Annotated in this window: 10 protein-coding genes; 4 read left to right on the top strand and 6 right to left on the bottom strand. The window is 33.0% G+C overall.

Annotated elements, in window-relative coordinates; all coding sequences use genetic code 11:
- Positions 1–66 precede the first annotated feature (66 nt).
- Entirely contained in the window at positions 67–483 is a 417-nt protein-coding gene (locus JOC48_RS15115; protein WP_204501064.1) for a hypothetical protein, read from the top strand.
- Positions 484–883: 400 nt separating this feature from the next.
- Here the strand turns inward: JOC48_RS15115 and JOC48_RS15110 are convergent, their stop codons facing one another.
- From JOC48_RS15110 to JOC48_RS15095, 4 genes are all read right to left on the bottom strand, one after another.
- On the bottom strand, positions 884–1,726 hold the full coding sequence (locus JOC48_RS15110) for a hypothetical protein (RefSeq protein WP_204501061.1): 843 nt from the start codon (positions 1,724–1,726) through the stop codon (positions 884–886).
- A gap of 111 nt (positions 1,727–1,837) precedes the next feature.
- Complete coding sequence (locus JOC48_RS15105) at positions 1,838–3,433, bottom strand: DUF262 domain-containing protein (RefSeq protein WP_204501059.1); 1,596 nt, start codon at positions 3,431–3,433, stop codon at positions 1,838–1,840.
- A 395-nt stretch (positions 3,434–3,828) separates the two neighbouring features.
- On the bottom strand, positions 3,829–4,626 hold the full coding sequence (locus tag JOC48_RS15100) for an AlbA family DNA-binding domain-containing protein (RefSeq protein WP_204501057.1): 798 nt from the start codon (positions 4,624–4,626) through the stop codon (positions 3,829–3,831).
- Positions 4,627–4,932: 306 nt separating this feature from the next.
- Positions 4,933–5,580, bottom strand: coding sequence for an ATP-dependent DNA helicase (locus tag JOC48_RS15095; protein ID WP_239584398.1), 648 nt, complete (start codon positions 5,578–5,580; stop codon positions 4,933–4,935).
- On the opposite strand from JOC48_RS15095, the gene JOC48_RS15090 reads away from it, so the two are divergent.
- The 3 genes from JOC48_RS15090 to JOC48_RS15080 are packed head-to-tail and all read left to right on the top strand — an operon-like array spanning position 5,559 to position 7,873.
- A complete protein-coding gene (locus JOC48_RS15090) occupies positions 5,559–6,503 on the top strand; it encodes an endospore germination permease (protein ID WP_204501075.1) in 945 nt (314 codons plus the stop codon). The genes JOC48_RS15095 and JOC48_RS15090 overlap by 22 nt on opposite strands.
- On the top strand, positions 6,496–7,707 hold the full coding sequence (locus tag JOC48_RS15085; RefSeq protein WP_204501054.1) for a Ger(x)C family spore germination protein: 1,212 nt from the start codon (positions 6,496–6,498) through the stop codon (positions 7,705–7,707). Before JOC48_RS15090 ends, JOC48_RS15085 begins: the two co-directional genes overlap by 8 nt.
- Before the next feature lies 1 nt (position 7,708).
- Positions 7,709–7,873 carry a hypothetical protein gene (locus JOC48_RS15080; RefSeq protein ID WP_204501052.1) on the top strand — a complete coding sequence of 55 codons (165 nt, stop codon included), beginning with the start codon at positions 7,709–7,711 and terminating at the stop codon, positions 7,871–7,873.
- Between the two features lie 231 nt (positions 7,874–8,104).
- Here JOC48_RS15080 and JOC48_RS15075 read toward each other — a convergent pair whose 3' ends face one another.
- Together JOC48_RS15075 and JOC48_RS15070 are read right to left on the bottom strand one after the other, a co-directional pair.
- A complete protein-coding gene (locus tag JOC48_RS15075; protein ID WP_239584397.1) occupies positions 8,105–8,275 on the bottom strand; it encodes an aspartyl-phosphate phosphatase Spo0E family protein in 171 nt (56 codons plus the stop codon).
- Positions 8,276–8,336: 61 nt separating this feature from the next.
- Positions 8,337–10,313: a sensor domain-containing phosphodiesterase gene (locus JOC48_RS15070; RefSeq protein ID WP_204501049.1), complete on the bottom strand. Its 1,977-nt coding sequence runs from the start codon at positions 10,311–10,313 to the stop codon at positions 8,337–8,339.
- Positions 10,314–10,510 lie beyond the last annotated feature (197 nt).

Raw genomic sequence — 10,510 nt, 5'->3', positions numbered from 1 at the left:
GAACTTTTTAAAAAGCGATTTTAAGAGTTTTAGTTAAGGTCGGTCTTTTTTACTTAAAAATGGTGGTTGACTTATTTACCATTATACGCTGACACAAAGAAAAATGAACTTAGCGTTCAACTAAGTTCATCAGACACGAAAATCATACCACCAGATGTGATTAGGCATTTACTGCAAAAGTATGTACAAACATTTCAACAGTCTACGAGAGAAAAGAAAAAGCAACTGTTCCAGCTTTTACTAAATAAGATAACAATTAAACAATCTGACGGTCGTTCTAGAGCTGTGGATAAAATAGAACTCGATTTTGATTTTTCCGAAGTCAATCTGTCGAAGACATTTACACTTATCCACATCTTGTTTCTTGAATCAGAACATTTAGAGGAGAATTCCTCTTTAAATCCTGATTCAAAAGATAAAATGCCACCTTATCTTCAGATTTTTTTGCCTCTATTTATGGTACGGTTCACCGTGGTTATTTAAGAGGCAAAAAAATAAGGCATTGGTAAACTAATCCCCCTACCAATGCCTATTTATCTTATTCTACTGTTCATAGACTTTTTCCGTATCTAAATGTGCAGTGTATGTGGCAACGCATAAAGTGCTGGTAAAAAAGTTTACAGGATAATACGTAACTTTAAATATAATATTGTATATTTTCTACTTTAGTTTTCCACACTCGCACCCGATTTTTGAGCATCGTTATCATTCCCTATGCAAAAAGGTTCATTGATCTAAAGTCTCCGTTAGCTTAACAACGTTTCGTATTTATAACCCCCACCGACTTAATCCCCGAAAAGGCGATTGTGATGTGTTTAGGAACACAAAAACAAGTATGTTATCACTTCAATATTTCGTTTTTCTAGACAACTGGAAAAAATCCTTAATCTAATAATTCTAAATCTGCAGTTATCTCTACCGACATTCCTTCATAGAGATATGTATTACTTACCGTTGCAATATCTTCTAGTGAACCAATTTCAATTGGTTTTATCAAAATCTGTTTGATTCTTTCATCATCCGTATTTATGATTATTCTCGCTTCACTTTGATTTTCAAACCGATTATGCTTAATTGCTAATTCCATAGGTGGTCTCTGTCCAAAATCCCACCAACCATATTCATCGTATTGATTAAAATCAATATAGGAAACGCGTGTAATGATTATTTCTTCTCTATTTAATCCCAATGCCATAAGGGCATTGATAATTCTTTGTTCAAACTCCTTGTAATTATGTATAATAATAACAGCAGGCTTATCCTTTTGATCTAATTTCTCTACTTCTTGAGGATTAAGATTGTCCACAAAATCTCTAAAATATGATGACGGTATTGTTGCTGTTAATTTGTGTTTTCCCTCTTCTTTTGGGCTATCAAACATACTTTGCTTTAAAATATAAAAGCAAAAACATGGCAATTCCATATCTCTAGATCTCTTCAAGTAAACACGTTGGTCAATGGGCATACGCACTAAATCAGAATACGCTTTATATTTCTGATTCAGTTCATTAACACGCTCAATATCAAACATATGAAATGTTGCCATTGTTCCTTCTACTTTGTCTCCACGCCCCTCGCCTTTTTCAAAAGCATACTTAACCCAAGAGCTAGGTGTACTAAATTTAATCTCACCTTTTTTTAATAAAGTTTCAGCATATTTTTGAGTAGTACAGCGAAATACTGAAATAAAGCTTTCAGGCTCTGCCCAAACACCTTTTACTTCCACTCCATGAATCCTCCTTCACCTACGAATAATATAAAACCATTTTTCTGATTTCCGGGCCGCTGATTTTACAATATCACTTTTTCAACATCATCAGAGACTCTCACCGTATCCCTAATTAATAATCTTCTTTTCTAATTCTTCACTTACAACTTCAGCACGTTTTTCAAAGAATGTATCATAATCGTCATCCCAAATACCAAAGTTATCAATGTCATTAATAAGGTGTGTTTGCATTGTTTCTATTAACTTATCATTATCTTTTTTAAACGTTTGCATATATTTGGATGGGGCTTGTGCTCTTATTTTCCTTTTGTTTAAAAAGTCATCGACAATCGTAATGTTTAATATATGGTTAATAAAGAACTCTTCTTCTCCTTTTTTCTTTAAGAAAGCACGCGGGAAGAAATGATGATAGTTTTTACTATTTGCTTGTTTCAACCATCCATTATTCATTCTTACAATGGAGTGATCGTTAAATGATTTTGGCTCTTGATAAGCATATAAAGAGAGGATTGCCTTAATGTAACTACGGTTAGCACTAAACCAACCATTATCAATAATCGCTTGCTTACTAACATCTACATGGAAATCATAATTAGGTAATTCACCATTTAAAATCTTATCAATCCTCTTTACATCTTGAGCAATCTTTGTTTCAACTGAAGATGAATATCGTTCAGCCAAGGACACTCTCCAAAAAAAGTCCTCCAGATACCTTTTCATTTCTTGTTCTGGCTTATCAGGATGGTGATAGAAAAAGTATGCAAACGGAACAACGAGTGAATTATATGGTAATAACCGAGACACTGGAATACGGAAATAATTCCTAAAGTAATCAACGGACCTTTCTACCGCATCAACTACATCATCCCACATATTAATAAACTCATTTCTATCTAATTTAAGTATATGCTTTTTGGCACATTCTCTCTTTTGAAGAACAGACATTGTTTGTAGGAAGACAATTGCTGGAATAGTATCAAAACCAACATCTTCAAGCTTTTCCTTCACCTCATCATACTTTTCTGATAAATCAAAGTCCCTTTCAGAATCAAAAGTTTTGGCAACCATGATTTCAAACACTGTTAAATCTTTTCCTCCAACATTTAGCCTTGTAAACACTTCAGTTGCAACGTCAATAGTAGCATCACGCAAAAGAATTGTAGAAAAACGATATGTATTTAGTCGTTTTTGGTAGTCTTCTAAAATCTTATAACTACTTTGAGGATATTTAGATAACACTGATATTCCCCCGAATAAGAGATCCTTTAGCTTAATTACCTCTTTTTCGTCTCTATCATCTATATTTGTGATAATTATTGATTCATCTTGAGCTGCAACCAAATCAACATAAATTTCTTCAAAATTTTCTTTTTTCTTTTCACGTTGAATAGATAATCCATTTAAACTTGCAAATAGACTTGTCATACGTTGTTGTCCATCCAACACGTACTGAACTTTTGCTCCCTTTGGAGTATTAGGTAACTTTGCACCACCAATATTACGAATCGACCTCAACCTTTCATCAGTTTCCCATAATATGAAAGTACCAATGGGATAGCCTTTAATAATACTATCCAATAACCTTGCTGATTGATCTTTAGACCAAACAAAATCTCGTTGAAACTGTGGAATTTTGATAATACCCTTATCAATATCATGAATTAGTGTAGAAAAAGTCATAGATTGCGGTTCAGGTTGATACATCCTTATCCCCCCTTAATTTGAGTTAGTTGTTTTTTGTTTTATCTGTTCATGCTTATTCTTAACTGCTTCTTCATCAGTGACAAAATAATATGTAGAACCGTTGATTGAATAAGGTTCATCAAACCAGATGCCATTGTTTATGGCTTTCCAATTAAAGCGGTTCGCTTCTGTTTGTTTCTTAAAAAACCTTGCTGCCTCTTGGATGCTTGGACACTCTTTAATTAATTCTTCTCCTCTATAAATATTTACTGGTATCTTTGTTTTGTAACTTTGGCCTTTTTCTCTCCATTTAAATCACCTACGTTTATTTTTTTTAATTATCAAGATCCAGTAGCGCAATGCATACCTGCATTTAATTTTTCTTTTACTAAGCCGGGAGTGAGGGTCTATAAAATTCATTCTAAATCAAATGTGTTAATATCCAGTTCAATTCTCTTTTTCTTTTTACGTATTATCTTAGATATAAAAGCTTCATAGTCTTCTTCAGGATAAAAATTATTCTTCTGTTTAACAGCATCTCCTAAAAGACCCTGCGAAATTTTAGTTCCAATCTCAGCTAATGGACTTTTAGGATAGAAAGTATGAAATCTACTTATTTCGCCGTATAGAGTCTTTAATTGTGTTAAATGGGTTTCTAATTCCATCTCTTTGGTCGATGAATAACCTGTCTCAATTCTTCGGTTTAAAATTGACTGAATTTCTTCATAAGATGCTTCAACAGTCCCCATTCCCCTTCTAGTATAGATTCGATTTTTTTTAATTGATTGCCCATCATTCGGTGAAACAAAAGGCACTCTTTTTGGGAGATTTGATACTACTAAGATTTGAAACTTTTTACCTTTGATTTTGTTATACTCTGATTCTTCATAAGAAAAGTCATAAAGTTCGACAACATCATTAGCCAGCAATATACCTGGTAAAAATTTATCAATTTTTTTTACTATTTTTGTTTTATCAATTATTTCCTTTAATCCATTAGGGGTAAGTGTATCTTCAATCTCTTCTACCCCAATAACAATGCATCCACCACCATAATTGGCAAGTGCTAGGATATGCTTAGCTAATTTACTACCTTCAGGCCAGTCAAATTTAAAGTCTAAATTATTTTGTTCTCCTGAATTTCCTTTTAATAGTGCTCTCAGTCCTTCTCTTGTTGGTTCGTCTACAAACCTAGCAAAATCTTCTTTATGCAAATTAACTGCCTCCCCTACATTTTAATGTACCTCAGAGCTTAACGGGTATTTACTAGGCACTAGAAATTAAATACTTCTAATGAATAAATCTATTTTTACTCCTGTCACTATTACCTATTAATCTTTATTAAATTTTAACATAATTATCCATTTATTAATGGTGAGATAAATAAAAAATGCCTGACACCACCCGTAAAATGTGAATTCCATACTTACTGATGGTGATAGGCACTTTAGTTCATTGTCTAATATACAAAAATCTTTATTTACTTTTATGGGCTGTTAAGGAGCCTTAATGTCAGAAGATTATACAACTGGCTCGCTAATCTTTGATGATAATAAAGAGACATCTCTTCTGACATTTTTTCTTTCCAGTTTGCTTAAAACTTTATTCTCCGTTTCTGGTGTCCAATATATTTTTAATTTTTCCTTAGCCCGAGTTATTGCTGTATAGAATATGTTATGAGTAATCATTTCTTCCATTTCATCTGTTATAACAATTTTAACAGATTTGTATTCCAGCCCCTGTGCTTTGTGAATTGAAACAGCATAGGCAACCTGAAATGGAACCACAGCGTCAGATGATAAATCGTCATCTTCATCAGTGCTTCTATACTTCTTAACAAAAAAGCGTATAATTGAATTTCCATCATCAGAACTACCTATCAGTTGAAAATCATATCCCTCTGCATCAAACTGATTTATTACTTTATCTAGTTCAATATCGAATTGTATTTTATTATCAAACAAATCTATACCAACTATTTTCCCTTTTAAGTTGTTATAAATTAAAGGTGCAAATCTTTCTGATTCATTAAACAAAATAGGATCATTGACCTTATAGGCTTGGATACCCCAATAATAAGCGTAGTTTTCATTGCTACTTTGCAAAAATCTATTAATATTGTTTATTCCATAAAGACCATCATAGAATTGCAGCCGTTTTCTTTGCATGGGTTATTGCTAAACTTGTTGCACGATTTCCAAAACAGCATTTTTTCGACTTCACTCAAAAAATAGTTACCAAACCGGTGGCGTGTGTGTTAACACTTCTCTACGCATTTAATTTCCTTGTTTCTTCTTATGGAACAAGAGTAATTTCAAGCGCGTCAAAACTTTATTTACTAGATAATACACCAACTGAGGTGATTTCACTTGTTTTTCTTTTACTCGTGACTTATGGTGTTGCTGGTTCAACTGTTGCTTTGTTACGTATAAACCTCATGTTCTTCTTTATTGTTGTAGGCATAATACTTTTGTTACAAATGATAAATTTTGGTTTTTTTGAAGCAGAAAACATTAAACCCGGACTAATCACCGACTGGAATGGGATTCTCAATGGAAGTAAAGAAGCCTATCTTTATTTTGTAGGCATGGAAATTTTGTTATTTTATGGTTTTCTTATGAAACGTCCAACTGAGACATCGAAAGCGATGATTATCGGTATAACGATACCTATTTTATTATATCTCATTATCTTCATCTTTACGATTGGAGTCTTATCAAACGATGTGGTAAGAAACATGATTTACCCATCTATTGCCATAGCAAAAGAAGTAGAACTTCCTGGCGGTTTCTTCGAACGTTTTGAATCAGTATTTTTCACAATTATGATAATGACCATCTTTAATACGACAGCTATGGCATTTAATGTTTCTATACTTGCACTAGGATCAATATTTCACACGGTAAAAAAAGGGGTCTGGATTCTTATATTAGCTCCAATAATATACATTTTTGCAATGTCACTCCAAAGTATCATTGACCTCCATCATATTAGACAATTTTTTATATATATAGGGATGATATCAAGTGCCTTGATTCCATCTCTTCTTCTAGTAATTTCTAAATTACGGGGAGTGAAAGGAAGTGAATAAAAAATTTGTTAGTTCGTTCCTTCCATGTTTAATTTTACTCTTTACAACAGGGTGCTGGGATCGAGTAGAAATTGAAGAACGGGGTTTTACGATTGGGGTTACTGTTGACCTAACGGAAAATGATCGTAAATCAGATTCAGAAGAACAAAAACAATTTGCGGTTATGCATCAAATTGTGGTTCCTGGAGCATTCGGCGGGAGCGGACAAGGAAACGGAACAGACAAAAAACCTTTTTTTAATGTTATTGCAGAAGGGAATACCATATTCCATGCACTCCGAGGTTTAGCAGGAGAAACAAGTCGAACTCCATACTATGAGCACTTAAAGATAATAATACTTTCTGAAGAAATTGCTAGATCCGAAAAGCTCGCCAACTCACTAGACCTTTTCATACGTGACCACGAAATGCGACGAGGAACTAAAGTGATGATTGCAGATGGAAAAGCGCAGGATATCTTTGACGTTACTCCTCCCAATGAAAAGTTACCAGTTATGTATATTGATTCAGTTGTCGACAACGCTAAAAAAAATGCACGTATGTTAGAAAAAGTTCGAATTGGTGATGTACACGAATTTTTGTTAGAAGGCCAAAGCTTTGCTTTACCTCGTATTAGTAAACATGACCAAGATAATGTAAAAATAACAGGTGCTGCTATTTTTCAGGGAAAATCTAACAAGTTAGTAGGTTTTCTCAAGGAGACAGAAACGATTGGATTAAATTTTATGACTGGGAAGGTTAAGAGTGGTGTTCTCGAAACATTTATAAACGATGACCTTATTGCTTATGAAATAAAGGAAGCTAGTAGAAAAATAAAAGCCGACGTAAATGATAAAGAAAATATGAACTTTACTATTAACATTGAAACAGAAGGTAACATGGGAGAAGCTTACATTGGTCAAAATTTTCTTAATCAAGAAACAATTGCCAACCTTGAAAAAGAGGTGGAAAAAGAAATAGAACGTCTAGCAAAAGAAACAGTAAAAAAGCTTCAAAACGATTTTAAAGTCGATGTTATTGGACTAGGTAACCACCTTCGACAAACACACTATCCAACGTGGAAGACAATTGAAAACAACTGGGATTATGGCAAGAATTACTTCGTTGAAAGTAATATCGAAGTCAAAGCAAATGTAACCATTCGCCGAATCGGGGCTGTGGACCAAACCAAAAGCACTACCATTCCATTAGAAATGAGGGAGTAAAATGTGGCAGGATTTCCTAGCAACAATAACTTCTAAAGAAATTTTATTTTATGCTTTTTTATCCACGATTATTCCCTTTGGGGTCAATTTTATTCAACACAAGCTTCATCAAATCGCTGATCCCCCGTGGAAAAAGAAGCAAAATAAGAAGAGCAATATAGAATAAGTAATGTAATGGCGCATTTTCAATTGAGATTTTAATAACATTGTTTTATACTTATTATTTTTAACTCGACCCGAAATTGCGCCAAAAATCTTAACCTTTTTTAGATAAAATTTGCGTTTAAAGGTACTTTTCTTTTTATCTATATGTACTGAAAATAATTATTTGGATCACGAGATTTAAAAATAATTTTCATTACCCTATTTTTTTATATTTAAATAACATTTTGAATGATTATTGATTAGTGTGCTTCAGTTTTTGAATGTCATTTAAAAGTTGATCCAACTGCTGACTTATCAAAACTGTCTCGTTATGATTTAAGCCTTTTTTAAGTCCCACTTCGATCATTTCTTCTCGTTTCTTTTGAATTGCTAGATCTAATGGATAGGTCTGTTCCTTAAACAATGTTCTATTCCACTCCTTCTAGTTAGTAAATATAAAAATATTGCAATTAACAGTTACTAACTCAACCTTTATTTACAAGCTTAATTTTTTTGGTATTTTTGTCTTCCTTGTTATAATCTACACATGAACCGATCACTTCAACCACTTCCCCATTTTCAATAACTGGCTTTAATTTTGCAATATAATAAATATGATTCAGTTCACCTTCGTAAGTCACATCTTTTCCACTCCATGCAAAAGAGTATAATTCATGTTTCTTTATGGCAATACTTTGAGGAAGAAAATCAAATAAGGATTGATTTACAACATCTTCTGATTTTAATCCGAACTCATATAACAGTTCACCTTCACACAATGTGTGAATAAAATCATTGCCTTTTTTCTTAAATTTAAACGTCATACCTTGTTGTTGACTTAACATACTTTTCAGATCTTTTTTAATTTTGTATAAGTTCAATTCCTCTTGTTTTCGTTTCGTTATATCCCTTGCCACAAGTACAATATGTGAAAGTGTTTCATCTTCGGTTAATACCGGGGTACCTTGTGTCTCGACCCATATAATATTTCCTTCAGCATCTTTTATTCTCGTTTCAAAACTTTTCGGGCTTTTAGTTTGAATCAACTCATCGTGTTGCTTTTTAATCCTTTCAAGATTTTCAGGTAACGTAAAATCGAATATATTTTTCCCAATCATTTGATCCGAATCAAAACCCAACATTGTGTAATGCGATGGCGAGGCATATTGGATCCTACCGTCAATATCAATGACGGAAACTAAATCAGACATATTTTCAGTGATTAATCGATATTTCTTTTCACTTTCATAAAGAGCCTTTTCTAATTTCTTTTTCTCCGTCATATCTTTTGCAACACTATAAATCCCAACAACTCGTTTACCTAAATACATTGGGAAACACGAGATATTACAGTGTACATAAGAATAGTTTTTGTGCTCAATCCGAATATCAATGTTTTCTGGTTCTTCTCTATTTAGTACTTGTTCTAATTGCACTTGAGCCTTTTCAATATCATCAGGATGTACCATACTAAACATGTCTTTGTCTAATACTTCATTTACTCGATAGCCAAGAATCTTTTCGAAAGCCTTGTTAACACTTAAAAACTTTCCATTTAGCCCAAAGGAACAAACAATATCTGGATTATGATTAAATAAAGATTGGAAACGATGGTCATGCAATTTAGCAGATCTCATAGTGATTTGGTCATCTAGACGTTGAATGGTAGAAATAGCATCATATTCGCAAGTTAAAACTCGGTTGACGTAATCCTCTACGTGTAAAGGTCTACTAAACAAAAATCCTTGTGCAACCGTACAATTATGAAGAGATAGAAATATAACCTGCTCCTCTGTTTCAACTCCTTCTGCTACCGTTTGTAGATCAAGATTATGACACATTTGAATAATATTTTTTACAATGGAAGACTCTTTTTGATTATAAGGAATATTTTTTATGAACGATTGATCAATCTTAACGGTATTTATTGGGAAATCTTTTAAATAAGATATGGAAGTGTTTCCCTTTCCGAAATCATCAATGGCTATTTGAACACCAATTTCTTTTAATTTCTTCAATATATCAACAGTCTTATCAACATACTTCAACATTGCTGTTTCCGTAATTTCAAGTTCAAGACCATTCGGGCTAAGACCTGTCTCTTGTAAGGTATTTAATATGAGTTCATATAGTTCTTGATTTTCAAAATCAACAGGCGAGATATTGACAGATACCTTAACTTCAGGTAACCCTTTATTTTGCCACGTTTTATTTTGTTCACACGCTTTTCTTAAAACCCATTTTGTCACCTGCGTCATTAAACCACTATTTTCTGCGATTGGAATAAACTCGGCTGGAGAAATCCAACCACATTCAGGATGGTTCCAACGCAATAATGCTTCTATTCCTAAAATGTGACCAGTTGACAAATCGATTTGTGGTTGATAAACCATACAAAATTCTTGTTCTTCTAGGGCTCTTTGTATATCTTTTTTCTGGACGTCACGGTGAAAATTATTCATATGGACACTCCTCAAAGTGCACTTTTTTACGATAATTAAAATTATCTATAAATTGAGTCTAAATTGACAATCGGTAATCTATTATCATTTAATAAGTACATTTATATCTCAATCACAATACTACCTTTAAACCTTCCCGCCTTATCACGGTTAATATTCTAAATAGATACCCTTTATTACCTAAATCTCTAATCTAT

It is taken from the genome of Aquibacillus albus (assembly GCF_016908325.1).
In the GTDB taxonomy this organism is placed as follows: domain Bacteria; phylum Bacillota; class Bacilli; order Bacillales; family Amphibacillaceae; genus Aquibacillus_A; species Aquibacillus_A albus.
The sequence above is the reverse complement of the archived record's forward strand: the minus strand, read 5'-3'. Positions and strand labels throughout refer to the sequence as shown.

What these genes read in the sequence shown, in the direction of transcription:
- JOC48_RS15105 (WP_204501059.1), bottom strand. Translation starts at nt 3,433, where the DNA reads ATGTATCAACCTGAACCGCAATCTATGACTTTTTCTACACTAATTCAT.
- JOC48_RS15095 (WP_239584398.1), bottom strand. Translation starts at nt 5,580, where the DNA reads ATGCAAAGAAAACGGCTGCAATTCTATGATGGTCTTTATGGAATAAAC.
- JOC48_RS15080 (WP_204501052.1), top strand. Translation starts at nt 7,709, where the DNA reads ATGTGGCAGGATTTCCTAGCAACAATAACTTCTAAAGAAATTTTATTT.
- JOC48_RS15070 (WP_204501049.1), bottom strand. Translation starts at nt 10,313, where the DNA reads ATGAATAATTTTCACCGTGACGTCCAGAAAAAAGATATACAAAGAGCC.